The following is an 18,594-nucleotide window of genomic DNA, read 5'->3' as shown; positions in this document are numbered from 1 at the left end:
CGGCAGCCCGTGCGGACGGTGGCTGTCCGTGTGGTGCCCGGATGCGTCCGGGCCGTACGGGGTGACCGGTGACGGGAGGGCGGCGTTTCGTGAGCGACTGGGACGCGGGGCTGGAGGACGACGAGGCTGGGGCCGTGATGCGGACGGTCTCACGGCAGCTGAAGCTGTGGCGAGAGGCGGCCGGCCTCACTCAGGCCGAGTTCGGGTCGGCCATCGGGTACGGGGAGGAGCTGGTCTCCTCGGTGGAGCGGGGGCGGCGGATTCCCCGGCCGGAGTACCTGGACGGGGCGGACGAGGTGCTGGGGGCGGACGGGAAGATCGCGGCCCTCAAGCAGGATGTGGCGGAGGTCCGGTACCCGAAGAAGGTGCGGGACCTGAAGAAGCTGGAGGCGGAGGCGGTGGAGCTCTGCGCCTATAACAACTCCGTCGTCCATGGGTTGTTGCAGACGGAGGAGTACGTGCGCGCATCGATGGCCACCCGACGGCCGCCGTTCTCGGAGGACGAGTTGGAACAACAGGTGGCCGCCCGCCTGGCACGTCAGGAGATCCTCTCCGAAGTGCCACTGCGAGTCTTCAGCTTCGTCCAATGCGAGTCGACGCTGCGACGCCCGGTCGGTGGCAGGATGGTCATGCGAAGGCAGCTCGAACACCTGTTGGCCGCCGGTCGGTTCAGGAACGTCGACTTGCAGGTCTTGCCCTTGGACCGGGAGGACAACGCCGGACTCGCGGGTTCGTTCAGGCTGCTGCGGCTACGGGACGGCAGCACTGTCGGACACAACGAGGTCCAACTCGTCAGCCGCGTGATCACCGACCCGAAAGAAGTTCAGGTGCTGGACATCCGCTATGGGATCATCCGCGCACAGGCTCTCACCCCTCGTGAGTCACTGGCCTTCATCGAGAAAGTGCTTGGAGAGACATGAAGCCGGAGTGGATAAAGAGCAGCTACAGCACGCCCGACGGCCCCGACTGCGTCGAGGTGGCCGCCCCTGACGAGACCCACATCCTCGTCCGCGACTCCAAGAACCCCGAAGGCCCCCGCCTTGCCCTCACCCCCACCGCCTGGGCGACCTTCCTGCCGTACGCCGCCGGGCACTGACGTACGGGCACCCGGCAACGGGCTTCACCAACAGCGCTGAGCGCGGCGGGGCGCCCCCGCAAAGGGCACCCCGCCACACCTCACGTCGTAGACCGCCGCCTCCGCGCCCCCGGCCGCCGTTCGCTCGGGCGGGTCACCGGGTCGCCCGCCTCCAGGGCGGCGGCCCGGCGCTTCGCGCCGAACTCCGCCAGGGCCTCGGCCAGCTTGTGGACGGACGGCTCGGGGGCCATCACGTCGACGCGCAGGCCGTGCTCCTCCGCCGTCTTCGCCGTCGCCGGGCCGATGCAGGCGATCACCGTGACGTTGTGCGGCTTGCCCGCGATGCCGACCAGGTTGCGGACCGTCGACGAGGACGTGAAGAGGACCGCGTCGAAGCCGCCGCCCTTGATCGCCTCACGCGTCTCCGCCGGGGGCGGCGAGGCGCGCACCGTGCGGTAGGCCGTGACGTCGTCGACCTCCCAGCCCAGCTCGATGAGGCCCGCGACCAGGGTCTCCGTGGCGATGTCCGCGCGCGGCAGGAAGACGCGGTCGATGGGGTCGAAGACCGGGTCGTACGGGGGCCAGTCCTCCAGCAGACCCGCCGCCGACTGCTCGCCGCTCGGCACCAGGTCGGGCTTCACACCGAAGGCGATGAGTGCCTTGGCCGTCTGCTCGCCCACCGCGGCCACCTTGATACCCGCAAAAGCCCGAGCGTCAAGGCCGTACTCCTCGAACTTCTCCCGGACGGCCTTCACCGCGTTGACCGACGTGAAGGCGATCCACTCGTAGCGGCCCGTCACCAGGCCCTTGACCGCGCGCTCCATCTGCTGGGGCGTGCGCGGGGGCTCCACCGCGATGGTGGGGACCTCGTGCGGCACGGCGCCGTAGGACCGCAGCTGGTCGGAGAGCGACGCCGCCTGCTCCTTCGTGCGCGGCACGAGCACCTTCCAGCCGAACAGCGGCTTGGACTCGAACCACGACAGCTGGTCGCGCCGGGCGGCGGTGGAACGCTCGCCGACCACGGCTATCACCGGCCGGCCGCCGTCCGGCGACGGCAGCACCTTCGCCTGCTTCAGCGTCTGCGCGATCGTGCCGAGCGTGGCCGTCCAGGTGCGCTGGCGGGTCGTCGTACCGGCGACGGTCACCGTCAGCGGGGTGTCGGGCTTGCGGCCCGCGGAGACCAGCTCGCCGGCCGCCGCCGCCACGGAGTCCAGCGTCGTGGAGACGACCACCGTGCCGTCCGACGCACCCACCTCCGTCCAGCAGCGCTCGGAGGCGGTCCGGGCGTCCACGAAGCGGACGTCCGCGCCCTTGGCGTCGCGCAGGGGCACACCGGCGTACGCGGGCACGCCGACCGCCGCGGCGACCCCGGGGACGACCTCGAAGGGCACCCCGGCGGCGGCGCAGGCGAGCATTTCGTCGGCCGCGTACGTATCAAGTCCCGGGTCCCCGGACACCGCACGCACGACCCGCCTGCCGCCCCGCGCAGCCTCCATGACAAGATGAGCGGCATCCCGGGCAGCAGCCGGGGACGCGGCGGTTGTTGACGTGCCGTCAACGACCGTCAGCTGGGGCGTGCCCGTGCCCGGCGGCGAGACCGCGGAGGGATCCGCGTCCGTGCGCACCACGGAGACGCCCGGTCGGGCGTGCGTCCGGACCACGTCGAGCACCTCGTGCTCGGCGACCAGGACGTCCGCGTTCGACAGCGCCTCCACGGCGCGCAGAGTCAGCAGTCCCGGATCTCCGGGTCCGGCACCGAGGAAGGTGACGTGCCCGTGTTCCGGACCGGCGGCAGGAAGGGTGGTGGGGCTCAATGTGCTCGCTCCCCCATCAGACCGGCCGCGCCCTGGGCGAGCATCTCGGCGGCGAGTTCGCGACCGAGTGCCAGCGCCTGGTCGTGCGTCTGGGGCACGGGACCGGTGGTGGACAACTGCACCAGGCGGGTGCCGTCGGTCGTGCCGACGACGCCGCGCAGGCGCATTTCCTTGACAGACTGCCCGTCGGCCTGGGGATCCTCCCGCTCGAGCGGAGCCGAGCGCGGGGGAAGGTCGGCCAGCGCGCCCACGGGGGCGCTGCAACCGGCCTCCAGGGCGGCGAGCAGTGACCGCTCGGCGGTCACGGCGGCCCGCGTGAGCGGGTCGTCGAGTTCGCCGAGCGCCGCGACGAGGTCCGCGCGGTCCGCGGCACACTCGATCGCCAGGGCCCCCTGGCCGGGGGCGGGCAAAACCGTGTCGACCGACAGGAAGTCGGTGACCTCGTCGATCCGGCCTATTCGACTCAGCCCCGCGGCGGCCAGCACGACCGCGTCCAGGTCGCCGTCGTGGACGTACCGGATGCGGGTGTCCACGTTGCCGCGGATCGGGACCGTCCGTATGTCCAGGCCGTGGGTGCGCGCGTACGCGTTCAGCTGGGCGGCGCGGCGCGGTGAGCCGGTGCCGATGCGGGCGCCGCGCGGCAGGTCCGTGAACTTCAGCGCGTCCCGGGCGACGATCACGTCGCGCGGGTCCTCGCGCTCCGGTACGGCGGCCAGGACCAGTTCCTCGGGCTGCGTGGTCGGCAGGTCCTTGAGCGAATGAACCGCGAAGTCGACCTCGCCCCGCAGCAGCGCGTCACGCAGCGCCGTCACGAAGACGCCGGTGCCGCCCATCTGCGCCAGGTGCTCGCGCGAGGTGTCGCCGTACGTGGTGATCTCGACCAGCTCGACGGGTCGCCCGGTCAGCCGGCGGACGGCCTGCGCCACCTGCCCGGACTGGGCCATGGCGAGCTTGCTCCGCCTGGTCCCCAGTCGCAGTGCCGCGTTGTCACCTGCTCGTGGGTCGTTCATGCCGGTCGGTCCTTCTCGTCTGTGCTGTCTCCGGCCCGGGAGACGGATGCCACCGTCTCGGGGTCGAGGTCGAACAGGGTGCGCAGCGCGTCCGCGTACCCGGCGCCGCCGGGCTCGGCCGCGAGCTGTTTGACCCGTACCGTCGGCGCGTGCAGCAGCTTGTCGACGACCCGGTGCACGGCCTGCCGGATCTCGCCGCGCTGGCGTTCGTCCAGGTCGGGCAGGCGCCCGTCGAGGCGCGCGATCTCGCTGGCGACGACGTCGGCGGCCATGGTGCGCAGCGCGACCACGGTCGGCGTGATGTGCGCCGCCCGCTGGGCCGCCCCGAAGGCCGCGACCTCGTCGGAGACGATACGCCGAACCTGGTCGACATCGGCCGCCATCGGTGCGTCGGCGGAGGCTTCCGCCAGCGACTCGATGTCCACCAGCCGCACCCCGGCCAGCCGGTGCACGGCCGCGTCGATGTCGCGGGGCATGGCCAGGTCGAGCAGAAAGAAGAAGGGCGCCGGGCGCTCGGCCGGCGGCTGCGGCCCGCGGCGCTCGGGGATCCGGCCCACCGTGGCGACGGTCGCGGCGAGCGCGGTGATCAGCTCGGCGTCGGCCTCGGGCGTACGGCGCTCACGGCGGTCGACCGTGCCTCCCGCGGCCCAGGCCGCGTGCTGCTCCAGGGTGGCCGCGTCCATGCCGGCCACGGCGGCCTCGCCCATGACGGAGAAGCCGGACTGCACGGCGGACAGGTCCAGCGGGCAGTTCTCCTCGGCGCCCGCCCCGGCCGGCGGCAGCGCCGCCTTGGCGTGCGTCTCGGGTACGGCGGTGCCGGCGACGGCCGGCTGCCCGGTGCGGCCCTCGACCGCCTGGGCGACCGCCTCCGCCGTGAGCACCAGACCCGTCGCCCCGGTGCAGGAGACGACGACGTCGGCACGTGTCAGCTCGTCGGGTACGGCGTCCATCCGTACCGCGCGGGCGGTCACGGCGTTGTCGTCGGACTCGGTCAGGATCCGCGCGAGCCGCTCGGCGCGCTCGAAGGTGCGGTTGGCGACGACCACCTCGGCGACACCGGCCCGCGCGAGCGTGGCGGCGGCCAGCGAGGACATCGAGCCGGCCCCGATGACCAGGGCCTTCTTGCCCCGCGCCCAGGTGGGCACGTCGGTGCCGAGGGAGAGCTGCTCCAGGCCGAAGCTGACCAGGGACTGCCCGGCGCGGTCGATGCCGGTCTCGGAGTGGGCGCGCTTGCCGACCCTGAGGGCCTGCTGGAACAGGTCGTTCATAAGCCGGCCCGCGGTGTGCAGGTCCTGCGCCGTGGCCAGGGAGTCCTTGATCTGGCCGAGGATCTGCCCCTCGCCGACGACCATCGAGTCCAGCCCGCAGGCCACCGAGAACAGGTGGTGGACGGCCCGGTCCTCGTAGTGCACGTACAGATACGGGGTCAGTTCCTCCAGGCCGACTCCGCTGTGCTGGGCGAGCAGCGTGGACAGCTCGGCGACGCCGGCGTGGAACTTGTCCACGTCCGCGTACAGCTCGATGCGGTTGCAGGTGGCGAGCACCGCGGCCTCGGCGGCCGGTTCGGCGGCGACCGTGTCCTGCACCAGCTTGGCCTGGGCGTCCGCACCGAGCGCGGCCCGCTCCAGAACGCTGACCGGCGCGCTGCGGTGGCTCAGGCCCACAACGAGGAGACTCATGCCGGCATCACGGCGGGTACGTCCCCGTCGGGTCCCTGGTCGGCGGAGTCGTCGGCGTCCGTGCCACGCGGGGTGGCGGCGGGCCGGGCGCCGTCGCCGGCCGCGGTCTCCTCGCCGGCCTTGCGCTGCTCGTGGAAGGCCAGGATCTGGAGTTCGATCGACAGGTCGACCTTGCGCACGTCGACGCCGTCCGGGACGGACAGCACGGTCGGCGCGAAGTTCAGGATGGAGGTCACACCCGCGGCCACCAGCCGGTCGCAGACCTGCTGGGCGACGCCGGCGGGGGTGGCGATCACGCCGATGGAGACCCCGTTGTCCTTGATGATCTTCTCGAGGTCGTCGGAGTGCTGCACGGGGATGCCCGCGACCGGCTTGCCGGTGAGCGAGGGGTCGGCGTCGATGAGAGCCGCCACCCGGAAGCCGCGGGAGGCGAAACCGCCGTAGCCCGCGAGGGCGGCGCCGAGGTTACCGATACCGACGATGACAACCGGCCAGTCCTGGGTCAGGCCGAGTTCACGGGAGATCTGGTAGACGAGATACTCCACGTCGTAGCCGACACCGCGCGTTCCGTAGGAGCCCAGGTACGAGAAGTCCTTGCGCAGCTTGGCGGAGTTGACCCCCGCCGCCGCGGCCAGCTCCTCGGAGGAGACCGTGGGTACCGAGCGCTCCGACAACGCGGTCAGGGCGCGGAGGTAGAGCGGAAGCCTGGCGACGGTGGCCTCGGGAATCCCTCGGCTGCGGGTCGCCGGTCGGTGTGTTCGGCCAGTTGCCACGGTGCTCCTGCGGGTAGAGCGGGGCTGCAGGCGGTCACACGTTCCCAGACCGCCCCGTCGACAGCAGGCTATGTCTTTGTGAACGCGTGCACAAAGATGGTGTCCGATTTGCCCGGCAGAAGTGACCGGGCTCACGCATCTTTCGCGCCCGCGGCGGGAACCCGTGGATACGCAGCGCCGTTCCTTCATTACTGGGGGCAAAATCGCACACTCTCCTCACAATTCCCGCCCCCGAGATCAAGCTGCCGTAGATCCTGAGCGCCTTCGGGATCAGTTGGACTACTCGGTCAGTGCCTGGCGCAGCCGGTCCTCGTTCACGCGCCAGAAGGTGTGCTGCTCACCGTCGATCAGTACGACCGGGATCTGCTCCCAGTACTGGTCGTGCAGGGCCTGGTCCTCGGTGATGTCCCGCTGCTCCCAGGGCACACCGAGTTCCCCGCAGACCTTCTCGATCGCGACCTCCGCGTCGTCGCACAGATGACAGCCCGGCTTGCGGATGAGCGTGACCAGCCGCTCGCGGGGCTCGGCCTTACGTCGGAAGAGTGGACTCATACCGGCCATTCTCCCGCGCCGCCCGGGCGTCTTCGCCGTCCCGTTCCCCGCCTCCTCCACGGGCTCCACCCGCGACTCGCCGTGCGCCTCGCCCTCCGCCTTCTTCTCCGCCCTCTTCTCCGCCTTCCTTAACGGCGCGGTCGCGCAGAGTTCACGCCCTTCGAACGTCGCCGCTCCGGAAGTACCGAACAGACTGGCTATGCTCACGACATGGCCGCTCTCGGATGGCTCACCCCCCGTAGGCGCTCCGCCACGGCGCGGAGCGTGTTGGCAGGCGAGGCCTCGGCGGAGGCTGCCCGCAAGTCCTCGCAGGAGGCTGCGCCGGTCTCGCCGCAGGAACCTGAGTTCCCGGTGCCGGGCGACGACAAGGCGGCTGCCTTCTTCGACCTCGACAACACCGTGATGCAGGGCGCCGCGCTGTTCCACTTCGGCCGCGGCCTGTACAAGCGGAAGTTCTTCGAGACCCGCGACCTCGCCAAGTTCGCCTGGCAGCAGGCGTGGTTCCGGCTGGCCGGCGTCGAGGACCCCGAACACATGCAGGACGCCCGCGACTCGGCGCTGTCCATCGTCAAGGGCCACCGCGTCGCCGAGCTGGAGTCCATCGGCGAGGAGATCTACGACGAGTACATGGCCGACCGCATCTGGCCCGGCACCCGCGCCCTCGCCCAGGCCCACCTGGACGCGGGCCAGAAGGTCTGGCTGGTCACGGCGGCTCCGGTGGAGATCGCCCAGGTCATCACCCGCCGCCTGGGCCTCACCGGCGCGCTCGGCACGGTCGCGGAGTCCGTCGACGGCGTCTACACCGGCAGGCTGGTCGGCGAGCCCCTGCACGGCCCGGCCAAGGCGGAGGCGGTCCGCGCGCTGGCCGCCGCGGAGGGGCTGGACCTCTCCCGCTGCGCCGCGTACAGCGACAGCCACAACGACATCCCGATGCTGTCCCTCGTCGGCCACCCCTACGCCATCAACCCCGACGCCAAGCTGCGCAAGCACGCCCGCGAGAAGGACTGGCGGCTGCGGGACTACCGCACCGGCCGCAAGGCGGCGAAGGTCGGCATCCCGGCGGCGGCAGGTGTCGGCGCGGTCGCCGGCGGCACCGCTGCGGCCATCGCCCTGAGCCGACGGCGCCGATAGGGCGGCGCCGCCTGTCGGCGGGGCGCCACCCCCAGCACGACCCGGTAACAGTTCCGCGCGCCCGAATTATGCCGCGGCCACTTCAACACGCCCCGGACTTCACCGAAACCCGCCCTTTTTCGATCAATAAACGGTCAAGCTAGGGAACTTGACAGGGCATCAATCGGTGACAGAAGCGACGCAATCGATGATTTGAGCAACTCGGTGTAGCAGTGCCTGCACGAAGCGTTATTCTCCTCAGACGCAAACCGGTACCCCTCCGTCGCCACGACGGGTGAACGGTCCCGCACTGCACGTGATGGAAGCTCTGCCTCTGGGAGTCCCGTGTACCCACACGTCGGGGTTGACGCCTCGGGCCTGGCTACGCTGCGCGCAACAGTCGCAACGGTCAAAGAGACGCTGCGCGGCCTCGTCCCCACCGCGTACGCCGTCCCCGCCTTCGCCGCGGCCGCGCCCGTGGGCCCGTGCTACGCACTGGCCGACGGCAGCGCCGCCGTGGGCAGACGAGGGCGCTCCACCGGTGCCGCCCCGGCCCGCCGTCCGGCCGCCGACAGCGACAGCGCCCGGATGATGGACCTGGTCGAACGCGCCCAGGCGGGCGAGGCCGAGGCCTTCGGACGGCTGTACGACCAGTACAGCGACACGGTGTATCGGTACATCTACTACCGCGTCGGCGGCCGCGCGACGGCCGAGGACCTGACGAGCGAGACCTTTCTGCGGGCCCTGCGCAGGATCGGCACCTTCACCTGGCAGGGCCGGGACTTCGGGGCGTGGCTGGTCACGATCGCCCGGAACCTGGTCGCCGACCACTTCAAGTCCAGCCGCTTCCGCCTCGAAGTGACCACCGGCGAGATGCTGGACGCCAACGAGGTCGAGCGCTCCCCGGAGGACTCCGTCCTGGAGTCGCTGTCCAACGCCGCGCTCCTCGACGCCGTGCGCCGGCTGAACCCGCAGCAGCAGGAGTGCGTGACGCTCCGCTTCCTGCAGGGCCTCTCGGTCGCCGAGACCGCCCGCGTCATGGGCAAGAACGAGGGCGCCATCAAGACCCTCCAGTACCGCGCCGTGCGCACGCTCGCCCGGCTCCTGCCGGACGACGCCCGCTGAACCGCCCGCCCGAGGCACGTGCCCCGCAGCACCACGCAGGGCGATCCTCAACTCACCTACAGTGAAAGCCCGTTGCCTTTCCGCTCCGATCATCCGCCGTCCGTAACCCAAGTGCCGCGCCAGTCGTTGTGCGGGATACAGGCTCCCTGTGGTCACGTCCTGGCCGACCCTGATCGCTCGATCGTGTGGAAGTGGTCGTGGGCGTGCAACCCTCAGGACCCCCTGGGGAGTCGACCGTCATGACGAGAGGAGGTGCCGCCAGTGATCGCGAACGTATCGGCGCACCGGCGGGCGAACGCCTTCGCCCAGGCCCTGGAGGAGCAGTCCGACCGGGACACGGCGGCCGAGCAGTCAGCAAGCCCGGCGACTTCACCGCCGACCGCCGAGGAACAGACCGAGCAGCGCGGGCTGCTGGCCCTCGCGGCGGGTCTCGGCGCGCTGCCCAAACCGCAGCTCGACCCCGGCGTCAAGGCCGTCCAGCGCGCGCAGCTGGTGGCCGCGATGGAGGCCATGCTCCAGGAGGGAACCGGGGCGGCGGACACGTCGGTACCGGAACAGCGGGGCCACCGGGCCAAGGGCGCCCACCGGGCGAGTCCGCTGGGCAAACTCCGGCCGCGTTCCCGGCTGACCAAGGGCCTCGCGGCCGGCGGACTGAGCGTGGGCGTGGCCGCCGGAGCCTTCGGCGGGGTCGCCGCCGCCAGCTCCGACGCCCTGCCCGGTGACTCGCTGTACGGCCTCAAACGCGGCATCGAGGACTTCAAGCTCAACTACCTGACCGACGGCAACGACCAGCGCGGTCAGACCTACCTCGACCAGGCCTCCACCCGGCTCAACGAGGCACGCCGGCTGATGGAGCGCGGCCGCGGCGGCCACCTCGACCACGAGTCCATCGGCGAGATCCGCCGCACCCTGTCCGGGATGCAGCACGACGTGACCGAGGGCCACCGCCTGCTGCACGCCGCCTACGAGGCCGACCCCGAATCACTGGGCCCGATCCAGGCGCTCTCCGCCTTCTCCCGCTCCCATCGCGAGGCGTGGAGCGCGCTGAGCGACAAGCTGCCCGTGCAACTCGGGGACGTCAAACAGCAGGTGTCGTCGGTCTTCGACGCCATAGACCAGGAGGTCGCCCCGCTGCAGTCCCTGCTTCCGCAGTCGCCGGCCCAGGGCGGCAAGGGCAAGCACCAGGGCTCCGGCTCGGCGTCTCCCGGTTCCTCCGGCACCCAGCGGTCGACCGCGCCCAGCTCCTCCGGCCAGACCCCGTCCGCCGGCGGACACGCGAGCCCCGGCGACCCGAGCGGTTCCGCCACCGGCACCGGCGGCGAGGGCCTGCTCGGCGGCAGCACCGGCGGCCTGCTCGACCCGCCGAAGACCGGCAACGGCAGCGGCGCGCCGTCCACCAGCAAGCCCCCGACGGGCGTCCCGGACGTCACGCTCCCGCCGCTCCTGCCGGGCCTGCTGCCCGGCCTGGGCATCGACAACCAGGACGCGGACTGACGCCGTACGACATGCCGGTGGGGCGCCCCTTCCCGAGCAGGGGCGCCCCACCGTCGTCCTCACGGGCCGGTCAGAAGAACACCGACCTGCGCTGCACCAGCAGCTTGTACAGCGTGTGCTGGATCTGCTCGCGGACCTGGTCGGTCAGGTTGAACATCAGCATCGGGTCCTCGGCGGCCTCCGGCGGATAGCCGTCCGTCCGGATGGGCTCGCCGAACTGGATCGTCCACTTGGTGGGCAGCGGGACGGCACCCAGCGGCCCGAGCCACGGGAAGGTCGGCGTCAGCGGGAAGTAGGGAAAGCCCAGCAGCCGGGCGAGCGTCTTCGCGTTGCCGATCATCGGGTAGATCTCCTCCGCCCCGACGATCGAGCAGGGGACGATCGGCGCGCCCTGCCGCAGCGCGGTCGACACGAAGCCACCGCGGCCGAACCGCTGCAGTTTGTAGCGCTCGCTGAAAGGTTTCCCGATGCCCTTGAACCCCTCGGGCATCACCCCGACCAGCTCGCCCTGACCCAGCAGCCGTTCGGCGTCCTCCGCGCAGGCCAGGGTGTGCCCCAGCTTGCGGGCCAACTCGTTCACCACCGGCAGCACGAAGACCAGGTCGGCGGCGAGCAGCCGCAGATGCCGGCCCGCGGGATGGCGGTCGTGCACGGCGACCTGCATCATCAGGCCGTCCAGCGGCAGCGTCCCGGAGTGGTTGGCGACGATCAGCGCCCCGCCCTCGGCCGGGATGTTCTCGATGCCCTTCACCTCGACCCGGAAGTACTTCTCGTACACCGGCCGCAGCAGCGACATCAGGACCTGGTCGGTCAGCTCCTCGTCGTAGCCGAAGTCGTCGACCTCGTAGTCCCCGGTCAGCCGGCGCCGCAGAAACGCCAGCCCGGCCGCGACCCGGCGCTCCAGGCCGCCCTCCCGGTCTCCGGACCGCGACGGCTCCTGGGGCTCCTGGGGCTTGTCGTCACCGCTCACCGGCTCATCTTCCTGCGCCCGGGCCCGGCCCGGCAGTGCCTGGACCTCGCCCATCTCGCCGGCCTCACCGCGCCGGCTGCCCGCGCTCCGGCGCCGCGCCGGGCGCTGCGTAGCGCTCCCGCGCGAGCGGTCGTCGTCGAACGGAATGACCTTGGCGTCCGCCATCGTTGCTGCGCTCCTCAGTTGGCGGTGTGCGTCGTGGGCCGGTCGCCGCCCGGCGTGGCCAGCGCGGCGATCCGGTCGACGGCCCCCGCGAGGGCCTCCGGTGGCAGCAGCCCCGGGCCCTGGCCGCGGGCGAAGTCAGTGAACGTTTCCGCAGTCGTGTACCTGGGCGTGAAGCCCAGCGTCTCGCGCATCTGGACGGTGTCCACCACCCGCCCGTGGGTCAGCAGCCGGATCTGCTCCGGCGAAAAGTCCGTCATGCCCAGCGTACGTACCAAAGAGCCCGCCCAGGTGACCGCGGGCAGCAGCAGCGGCACGGTGGGCCGCCCGAGCCGCCGGGAGCACTGGGAGAGCAGCAGCACGCCGTCTCCGGCGATGTTGAAGGTGCCGCTGTTGATGGTGCCCCGGCGCGGCTCGTGCGAGGCGATCCGCAGCACCTCGACGACGTCGTCCTCGTGCACGAACTGCAGCCGCGGGTCGTAGCCGAACACGGTCGGCAGGACGGGCAGCGCGAAGTACGAGGCGAGCGGGGTGTCGGCGGACGGCCCGAGGATGTTGGCGAACCGCAGCACGCACACGGCCACGTCCGGGCGCCGCCGCGCGAACCCGCGCACGTACCCCTCGACCTCGACGGCGTCCTTCGCGAACCCGCCGCTGGGCAGCGACTTGGGCGGGGTCGTCTCGGTGAACACGGCGGGATCCCGCGGCGCGGACCCGTAGACGTTGGTGCTGGACTTGACCACCAGCCGCTTCACCGCCGGCGACTTCTGGCAGGCGCCGAGGAGCTGCATGGTGCCGATGACGTTGGTCTCCTTGACCGTGGCCCGGTTGCCGCCGCCCAGGGCGGTGCCCGTCACGTCCAGGTGGACGACGGTGTCGGCGGCCGTCTCGGCGAGCACCCGGGCGATCGTCGGCTGCCGGATGTCGGCCTGGATGAAGTCGGCCCCGCCCAGATGGTGCGCCGGCGGCACCGCGTCCACCGCGACCACACGGTCGACCTCCGGGTCCCGCTGGATCCGCCGCACGAACCGGCCGCCCAGCTGCCGGGCCACTCCGGTGACGAGCACGACCTTTCCCAAGATCAGCGCCTTCCTTCCCGCGTTACTGGTGTCCCGCGTTCCCCGTGTGCGGCCAACCTATCGGGTCGATGTTGCGCTGTGATGACCACCCGATGCGCGACGTGACGGAAATTCGCCGGGCGGCCGCCCGCGGGTGGCGAAAGATGCCGATGGCCCCCCACCACATCTGATGGGGGGCCATCGGGACACGCTCTCGCGGCGCCGCCTACTTCTTGTTACGACGCTGAACGCGCGTGCGCTTGAGCAGCTTGCGGTGCTTCTTCTTGGCCATCCGCTTGCGCCGCTTCTTGATAACAGAGCCCACGACTACCCTCGCTCACTTCTCATCACTCGGTTGTTTGGGCGCCATGGGCCCACACGACCTACGAGGGGCTAGCCTACCCAACCGGGCGCCGAGGTCGTAATCGAGGGTCCTCCGAGGTCCCCCGGAGGTGTCGTCAGACCGTCTCCACCCCCACATAGCTGTCGCGGAGGTACTCGTGTACCGCCTGTTCCGGGACGCGGAAGGACCGCCCCACCCGGATCGCGGGCAGATGACCGCTGTGCACCAGGCGGTACACGGTCATCTTCGACACTCGCATCACCGTGGCGACCTCCGCCACGGTCAGGAACTGAACCTCGTTCAGAGGCCTCTCGCCAGCTGCAGCCATGACACACCTGCACCTTCCGCACTCGACGGCCACCGGCTTCCCCTTCCGGTGACTCTTCGTCGTTGCGTGCTCACTCCCCAGACTAGGGGCGGGTGATGCGAGTGGGGAAGAGGTGCACCCATCGGCGGCCTACTGTGACAGACACGCTCGTTCGAGTACGTAGCGGGTCAGCGGACGGTAGTAACTAGACCGCACCCCGTCATCAAGTGGAACGACGGCGGACACGACTCCCTCCGCCTCCCCCACGAACAGCGCGGGATCGTCGGTGTCGGCGAGTCCGATGGCCTCGAACCCCAGCTGACCTGCGCCACAGGCCCACCCGTGGTCCCCGACGACCAGCTCGGGCAGCGGCCCTCCGCCCGCCGCCGCGGCCTCCAGCACGACCCGAACCGGCAGCGGCGAGTGGCTGTGTGCGCCCGGCTCACAACCCGGGCGCCCGGCGTCGGTTTCCCGCACCAACGCGACACCTCGTACGTAGTCGAGCCGGTGCGTGCGTAGACCGAACCGGGTCAATATGTCGACACAGCGACCCTGCGCGGGGGTGAGTACCTCACACCCCGCCGCCGAGAGCGCGTCCGCCAAGCCGGCGTAGAACCCGAGCAGCGGCCGCGGGTGCCCGGTTCCGAACAGCACCGGCGCCCCGCGCCGGGCCACCTCCCGCAGCCGGCCCGCGAAGGCGTCCAGCGCGGCCAGCGTACGCTCCGGGTCGATCACATCCGGACCGGCAGTGTGCCGCGGATCGGCCGAAACCCCGCACCTCTCCGCCATCAAAGCGAGCAGTTCCCGTTGTCCCCATATCCCTTCAGGATCAATCCCGATCAGCACCCGGGGATCCCGCGCGGCGAACAGCCGATACCTCCGCAGACTCACCTCCCGCGAGGTCCCCACCACTCCGGCCAGCCGCACAGCCAGCAGATGCGCACGAATCTCGGCGGGGGTCACCACGGGTGCGATGGTGACTCATGGGGGTGGCCGAGAGCAGGGAAACGGGGGGAAGTGCGCACGGTTGGCGTAACGGCACGGTGGTGGGCCGGCGCTCCGGCCCCCTGCCCGGCAAGGCAGGGCGCCCTCTCAGGCGACCGGGACGGACGGGCGGGACGGACGGGCGGGCGGGCGGGAAACCGGGCTCCGGGGAGCACAGCCCCCGGCCGGTCACGGCAACAGCCCCCGCAGCGGGAACACCGCACGCCTGGTCGCCAGCACGGCCTGATCAAGACGGTCGGCGGGGTCGTACCCCACGTCCCAGGACGCCCAACTCACCGGCCATCGTCCATCGGTCATCCGCTGCGGCCCCAACTGCCGTGTCCGCGCGAACACTTCCTGCCGCCACCCCTCGGGGATCATCGTCTCCGGCGCCACCGGCCTGCCCGCGGCGATCCCCACGAGGTGCGTCCAGGACCGCGGCACGACCTCCACCACCGCGTATCCCCCGCCCCCGAGCGCGATCCACTTCCCCCCGGCGTGTTCGTGCGCCAGCTCGTGACACGCCACCTGCACCGCCCGCTGCGCATCCAGCGACACGGCCAGATGCGCCAGCGGATCCTCGAAATGCGTGTCCGCACCGTGCTGGGTGACGAGCACCTGCGGCCGGAACTCGGCGAGCAGCTCCGGCACCACCGCGTGAAACGCCCGCAGCCACCCCGCGTCCCCGGTGCCCGCCGGCAGCGCCACGTTCACGGCGGCCCCCTCCCCCGCCCCGGCGCCCGTCTCCTGCGGCCACCCGGTCTGCGGGAACAACGTCCGGGGATGCTCGTGCAGCGAGATCGTCAGCACCCGCGGGTCCTCCCAGAACGCGGCCTGCACCCCGTCCCCGTGGTGCACGTCCACGTCCACGTACGCGACCCGCTCGGCCCCCAGCTCCAGCAGCCGCGCGACGGCCAGGGCCGCGTCGTTGTAGACGCAGAACCCGGACGCGGCCCCCGGCATCGCGTGATGCAGTCCGCCCGCGAAGTTCACGGCGTGCTCGGCGTCCCCCCGCCACACCGCCTCCGCCGCGCCCACCGACTGTCCCGCGATCAGCGCGGACACCTCGTGCATCCCCGCGAAGGCGGGGTCGTCGAGGGTCCCGAGCCCGTAGGAGATGTCCGCCCCCGCCGGATCGGCGGACGCGGACTTCACGGCCTCGATGTAGTCCTCCCGGTGGACCAGCCGCAGCGTCGACTCCCCGGCCGGTTTCGCCGCGACGACCTCCATCTTCCGGTCGAGCCCGAAGGCACTCACCAGGCTCCGGGTCAGTGCCAGCCGGACCGGATCCATCGGATGGTCCCGGCCGAAGTCATAGCCCGTTACCGCCTCGTCCCACATCAGCTGTGCGCGGCCGCTCATGCCCGCCACCGTAGCGGTCCGGTTGAGCCGCGAACGACCTGGCGTACCCGAACGTCACCAGCACCAACACCATCGGCACAAGCATCGCCCCGCGATAGCTCCACGCGTCGCCAAGGGCGCCCACCAACGGCGAACCGACCAGAAAGCCGACGTAATTGAAGATGTTGAGCCGCGCCACGGCCGCGTCCGAGGCCCCGGGGAACAGCCGCCCCGCCGCCGCGAACGTCTGCGGCACCAGCACGCACAGCCCGAGGCCCAGCAGGGTGAACCCGAGCATCCCCACCCACGCCCCGGGCGCCGAGGCCACCACCGCGAACCCGCCGGCCGCCACCAGCGCCCCGAGCCGTACGACGGCCACGGCCCCGAAGCGCCGCACCCCGAAGTCGCCGATCGCCCGCCCCAGCAGCGTGGTCACCATGTACACGTTGTACGGCACGGTCGCCAGCTGCTCCGAGCTGCCCAGCACGTCCTTCAGGTACTTCGCGCTCCAGTTGGAGACGGTCGAGTCCCCGATGTAGGCGAAGGTCATCACCAGGCACAGCGGCAGCAGCAGCTTGAAGACGACACCCCCGCCGCGCCCCGGCTCCTCGCCCAGGGGCGCCCGGTCGCCGTCGACGTACCAGCGGCTGCCCACCAGCGTCGCCGGCAGCAGTACGGCCACCACCGGCAGGTACGACACCCACAGCGCGAGATGCCAGTGCGCGCCCGCCCAGGCCAGCGAGGCCCCGACGATCCCGCCCAGGCTGTAGGCGGCGTGGAAGCTGAGCATGATGCTGCGGCCGTACGTGCGCTGCAGGCTCACCCCGAGCATGTTCATGGAGGCGTCGAGCGCCCCCACGGCCAGCCCGAAGGCGGCCAGCGCCACCGCCAGCGCGGCCACCTGCCCCCGGCCGCCCGCCCCGACGCCGAGCAGCGCCAGGAGCACCACGGGCTGGGACGAGCGCAGCAGCAGACTGGGCCGTGTCCGCCTCACCAGCTGCTCGGTGGTGACGCTGCCGACCCCGGCGAGGACCGGTACGGCGGCCAGGAAGACCGGCAGCAGCGCGTCGGAGACTCCGTACCGGTCCTGGATGGCGGGGATCCGCGTCACCAGCAGGGCGAAGGTGACGCCCTGGGCGAAGAAGCTGAACGCCAGCGAGGCCCTGCCGCGCCGCAGCACATCGGTCATGGCGGCGAGCGTAGGGCCCCGGGCTACTGCTGGGTAGATCCAGCCAAAGATGAATTTCCTTCAGCTTCAATGGCTCCGGCGGGCGGGGACCGAGTGACCGGTTCCGTCGGGACCGGCGCTCAGGCGGCGGCGCCGACCGCGGTGCGCTCGGCCGGACCGCCCTCCAGCTCGGCGGCCAGCGCCTTCTCCATCGGGTCGACGGCCAGCCCGCCGCTGGCCACGAACGCGATCACCATCGAGGCGATCAGGAAGACGGTGCCGAGCCACACCATCGTGTCCACGGGGATGGTGTACGCACCCACGACCCGCGCGATGCACTCGACGAGCAGCGCCACACCCCAGACGACCGAGAACACCTTCTCCTTGCGCAGGAAGGCCCCCGACCGGACCGACGCCCCGGAGACGAGCCGCTGCCAGGCGGCCTCCTTCGCAGGGTCGCCCTTGACCATGAAGGGCTTGATGCCTGCGGTCATCATCGGCCGTCCGAGCCGGACCGAGACCAGGATGCCGATGCCGACCGCGCTGCTGATCGCACCGTCCTTGGCCAGCATCAGCCGCGGGTCGCCGGAGACGAAGCTCAGCAGCAACGAGACGAGGTTGACGGCCAGGATGAGCCCGGCCAGAGCATTGGTCCGCCGCTCCCGCACCAGACTCCACAGCGTCCGCGCCGCCGGCACCACGCTGCTCCAGGCGAGCGCGGCGAAGGTGCTCATCCCGAAGGCGTCCTTGATGAGGTAGTACGAGCCGAGCGGCACCGCCACGTCCACGATCAGCGGACGGAAGTTGTCCAGCACGCTCGGGTTCTGCTTCTGGTGCTCGCTCCGGCCTGTGGCCCCCGTGTTCTTCGTCATGCCCTCAGCTTCGCCGCTGGAGGGGGCCCACCAGTAGAAACGATCGTCCGGACGTCCGCATGACAAATGTCAGGCGCCGGCGGATGGCGCGCGTCATACCAGCAGGTCAGCCAATTCCCCCATGCTGCCGAAGAGTTGAGTGGCCCCCGCGAGCCGCGCCGCCGGCGTCATGGCCGTGAACCCGTACACGTCCATCCCGGCCGCCACGGCCGCCTGCACGCCCAGCGGAGAGTCCTCCACGACCACGCACCGCGCCGGGGCGACGCCCATCCGTTCGGCCGCGTACAGGAAGAGATCGGGTGCCGGCTTGCCCCGCCCCACGTCCTGCGAGCTGAAGATGTGCTCGCCCGTGAACCACCGATCGAGCCCGGTGGTCCGGTGCCCCACCCGTATCCGCTCGTGGCTGCCGGAGGAGGCCACGCAGTACGGCGTCCCGTCCGCCGTCAGCTTCTCCAGTACGTCGACCGCGCCGGGCACGGGCTGCAACTCCCGCTCGAACGCGGCGAAGACACGTGCGTGGAAGACGTCGTCGAAGTCGTCCGGAAGCCGCTGCCCGGTCCGTTCCAGAACCAGGTCGTGGATCCTGTGCATCGCCGACCCCATGTAGTCACGCAGGGAGTCCTCGTACGACGTCGGGTGCCCGAGCTCGGTCAGATAGGCGGCCAGGTGCCGGTTGGAAATGGGCTCGCTGTCGACAAGGACACCGTCGTTGTCGAAGATGATGAGGTCGTAGCGCATGACCCAACCCTAAACGCGG

Annotated in this window: 19 protein-coding genes; 5 read left to right on the top strand and 14 right to left on the bottom strand. The window is 71.3% G+C overall.

Annotated features, from left to right (window positions below; genetic code table 11):
• Positions 1-89 precede the first annotated feature (89 nt).
• Together ACLU3S_RS05290 and ACLU3S_RS05285 are read left to right on the top strand one after the other, a co-directional pair.
• Positions 90-920, top strand: coding sequence for a helix-turn-helix domain-containing protein (locus ACLU3S_RS05290; RefSeq protein WP_413950546.1), 831 nt, complete (start codon positions 90-92; stop codon positions 918-920).
• The gene (locus ACLU3S_RS05285; RefSeq protein ID WP_413950545.1) at positions 917-1,096 is read left to right on the top strand and encodes a DUF397 domain-containing protein; all 180 of its coding nucleotides are present in this window, start codon (positions 917-919) and stop codon (positions 1,094-1,096) included. The genes ACLU3S_RS05290 and ACLU3S_RS05285 overlap by 4 nt, the downstream gene beginning before the upstream one ends.
• Positions 1,097-1,176: 80 nt before the next feature.
• Here ACLU3S_RS05285 and ACLU3S_RS05280 read toward each other — a convergent pair whose 3' ends face one another.
• The 5 genes from ACLU3S_RS05280 to ACLU3S_RS05260 form a co-directional block, all read right to left on the bottom strand.
• Positions 1,177-2,889 (bottom strand): uroporphyrinogen-III synthase, encoded by a 1,713-nt coding sequence (locus ACLU3S_RS05280; protein WP_413950544.1) that lies wholly within the window; start codon positions 2,887-2,889, stop codon positions 1,177-1,179.
• The gene (gene hemC, locus ACLU3S_RS05275) at positions 2,886-3,899 is read right to left on the bottom strand and encodes a hydroxymethylbilane synthase (RefSeq protein ID WP_413950543.1); all 1,014 of its coding nucleotides are present in this window, start codon (positions 3,897-3,899) and stop codon (positions 2,886-2,888) included. The genes ACLU3S_RS05280 and hemC overlap by 4 nt, the downstream gene beginning before the upstream one ends.
• Positions 3,896-5,578, bottom strand: coding sequence for a glutamyl-tRNA reductase (locus tag ACLU3S_RS05270; RefSeq protein ID WP_413950542.1), 1,683 nt, complete (start codon positions 5,576-5,578; stop codon positions 3,896-3,898). Before ACLU3S_RS05270 ends, hemC begins: the two co-directional genes overlap by 4 nt.
• Positions 5,575-6,351 (bottom strand): redox-sensing transcriptional repressor Rex, encoded by a 777-nt coding sequence (locus tag ACLU3S_RS05265; protein ID WP_413950541.1) that lies wholly within the window; start codon positions 6,349-6,351, stop codon positions 5,575-5,577. Before ACLU3S_RS05265 ends, ACLU3S_RS05270 begins: the two co-directional genes overlap by 4 nt.
• Positions 6,352-6,630: 279 nt before the next feature.
• Positions 6,631-6,912, bottom strand: coding sequence for a glutaredoxin family protein (locus ACLU3S_RS05260; RefSeq protein WP_413950540.1), 282 nt, complete (start codon positions 6,910-6,912; stop codon positions 6,631-6,633).
• Positions 6,913-7,113: 201 nt separating this feature from the next.
• Here ACLU3S_RS05260 and ACLU3S_RS05255 point away from each other — a divergent pair, with 201 nt between their 5' ends.
• The 3 genes from ACLU3S_RS05255 to ACLU3S_RS05245 all read left to right on the top strand — a co-directional run bounded on the left by ACLU3S_RS05255 (position 7,114) and on the right by ACLU3S_RS05245 (position 10,632).
• Entirely contained in the window at positions 7,114-8,034 is a 921-nt protein-coding gene (locus ACLU3S_RS05255; RefSeq protein ID WP_413950539.1) for an HAD family hydrolase, read from the top strand.
• Positions 8,035-8,358: 324 nt separating this feature from the next.
• Positions 8,359-9,138, top strand: coding sequence for an ECF subfamily RNA polymerase sigma factor, BldN family (locus ACLU3S_RS05250; RefSeq protein ID WP_413950538.1), 780 nt, complete (start codon positions 8,359-8,361; stop codon positions 9,136-9,138).
• A 261-nt stretch (positions 9,139-9,399) separates the two neighbouring features.
• Entirely contained in the window at positions 9,400-10,632 is a 1,233-nt protein-coding gene (locus ACLU3S_RS05245; RefSeq protein ID WP_413950537.1) for a DUF5667 domain-containing protein, read from the top strand.
• A gap of 70 nt (positions 10,633-10,702) precedes the next feature.
• Here the strand turns inward: ACLU3S_RS05245 and ACLU3S_RS05240 are convergent, their stop codons facing one another.
• The 9 genes from ACLU3S_RS05240 to ACLU3S_RS05200 all read right to left on the bottom strand — a co-directional run bounded on the left by ACLU3S_RS05240 (position 10,703) and on the right by ACLU3S_RS05200 (position 18,575).
• A complete protein-coding gene (locus tag ACLU3S_RS05240) occupies positions 10,703-11,767 on the bottom strand; it encodes a lysophospholipid acyltransferase family protein (RefSeq protein ID WP_413950536.1) in 1,065 nt (354 codons plus the stop codon).
• 14 nt (positions 11,768-11,781) lie between these two features.
• Positions 11,782-12,843 carry an NAD-dependent epimerase/dehydratase family protein gene (locus ACLU3S_RS05235; RefSeq protein ID WP_413950535.1) on the bottom strand — a complete coding sequence of 354 codons (1,062 nt, stop codon included), beginning with the start codon at positions 12,841-12,843 and terminating at the stop codon, positions 11,782-11,784.
• 205 nt (positions 12,844-13,048) lie between these two features.
• Positions 13,049-13,147 carry a 30S ribosomal protein bS22 gene (locus ACLU3S_RS05230; RefSeq protein WP_003948845.1) on the bottom strand — a complete coding sequence of 33 codons (99 nt, stop codon included), beginning with the start codon at positions 13,145-13,147 and terminating at the stop codon, positions 13,049-13,051.
• Positions 13,148-13,280: 133 nt separating this feature from the next.
• On the bottom strand, positions 13,281-13,493 hold the full coding sequence (locus ACLU3S_RS05225) for a helix-turn-helix domain-containing protein (protein WP_413950534.1): 213 nt from the start codon (positions 13,491-13,493) through the stop codon (positions 13,281-13,283).
• Between the two features lie 129 nt (positions 13,494-13,622).
• Complete coding sequence (locus ACLU3S_RS05220) at positions 13,623-14,438, bottom strand: phosphatase (protein ID WP_413950533.1); 816 nt, start codon at positions 14,436-14,438, stop codon at positions 13,623-13,625.
• Between the two features lie 207 nt (positions 14,439-14,645).
• Entirely contained in the window at positions 14,646-15,818 is a 1,173-nt protein-coding gene (locus ACLU3S_RS05215) for an acetoin utilization protein AcuC (protein WP_413950532.1), read from the bottom strand.
• Positions 15,769-16,986, bottom strand: a complete 1,218-nt coding sequence (locus ACLU3S_RS05210) for an MFS transporter (RefSeq protein WP_413950531.1) — start codon at positions 16,984-16,986, stop codon at positions 15,769-15,771. The genes ACLU3S_RS05215 and ACLU3S_RS05210 overlap by 50 nt, the downstream gene beginning before the upstream one ends.
• Before the next feature lie 119 nt (positions 16,987-17,105).
• Positions 17,106-17,837 carry a VC0807 family protein gene (locus ACLU3S_RS05205; protein WP_413950530.1) on the bottom strand — a complete coding sequence of 244 codons (732 nt, stop codon included), beginning with the start codon at positions 17,835-17,837 and terminating at the stop codon, positions 17,106-17,108.
• A gap of 93 nt (positions 17,838-17,930) precedes the next feature.
• Positions 17,931-18,575, bottom strand: a complete 645-nt coding sequence (locus ACLU3S_RS05200; RefSeq protein WP_413950529.1) for an HAD family hydrolase — start codon at positions 18,573-18,575, stop codon at positions 17,931-17,933.
• Positions 18,576-18,594 lie beyond the last annotated feature (19 nt).

This window comes from Streptomyces sp. AF1A, assembly GCF_047340315.1.
GTDB lineage: Bacteria > Actinomycetota > Actinomycetes > Streptomycetales > Streptomycetaceae > Streptomyces.
This window is presented reverse-complemented; position numbering and strand designations above follow the sequence as displayed.

What these genes read in the sequence shown, in the direction of transcription:
- ACLU3S_RS05200 (WP_413950529.1), bottom strand. Translation starts at nt 18,575, where the DNA reads ATGCGCTACGACCTCATCATCTTCGACAACGACGGTGTCCTTGTCGAC.
- ACLU3S_RS05270 (WP_413950542.1), bottom strand. Translation starts at nt 5,578, where the DNA reads ATGAGTCTCCTCGTTGTGGGCCTGAGCCACCGCAGCGCGCCGGTCAGC.
- ACLU3S_RS05205 (WP_413950530.1), bottom strand. Translation starts at nt 17,837, where the DNA reads ATGACGAAGAACACGGGGGCCACAGGCCGGAGCGAGCACCAGAAGCAG.
- ACLU3S_RS05210 (WP_413950531.1), bottom strand. Translation starts at nt 16,986, where the DNA reads ATGACCGATGTGCTGCGGCGCGGCAGGGCCTCGCTGGCGTTCAGCTTC.
- ACLU3S_RS05225 (WP_413950534.1), bottom strand. Translation starts at nt 13,493, where the DNA reads ATGGCTGCAGCTGGCGAGAGGCCTCTGAACGAGGTTCAGTTCCTGACC.
- ACLU3S_RS05285 (WP_413950545.1), top strand. Translation starts at nt 917, where the DNA reads ATGAAGCCGGAGTGGATAAAGAGCAGCTACAGCACGCCCGACGGCCCC.
- ACLU3S_RS05255 (WP_413950539.1), top strand. Translation starts at nt 7,114, where the DNA reads ATGGCCGCTCTCGGATGGCTCACCCCCCGTAGGCGCTCCGCCACGGCG.
- hemC (WP_413950543.1), bottom strand. Translation starts at nt 3,899, where the DNA reads ATGAACGACCCACGAGCAGGTGACAACGCGGCACTGCGACTGGGGACC.
- ACLU3S_RS05215 (WP_413950532.1), bottom strand. Translation starts at nt 15,818, where the DNA reads ATGAGCGGCCGCGCACAGCTGATGTGGGACGAGGCGGTAACGGGCTAT.
- ACLU3S_RS05240 (WP_413950536.1), bottom strand. Translation starts at nt 11,767, where the DNA reads ATGGCGGACGCCAAGGTCATTCCGTTCGACGACGACCGCTCGCGCGGG.
- ACLU3S_RS05260 (WP_413950540.1), bottom strand. Translation starts at nt 6,912, where the DNA reads ATGGCCGGTATGAGTCCACTCTTCCGACGTAAGGCCGAGCCCCGCGAG.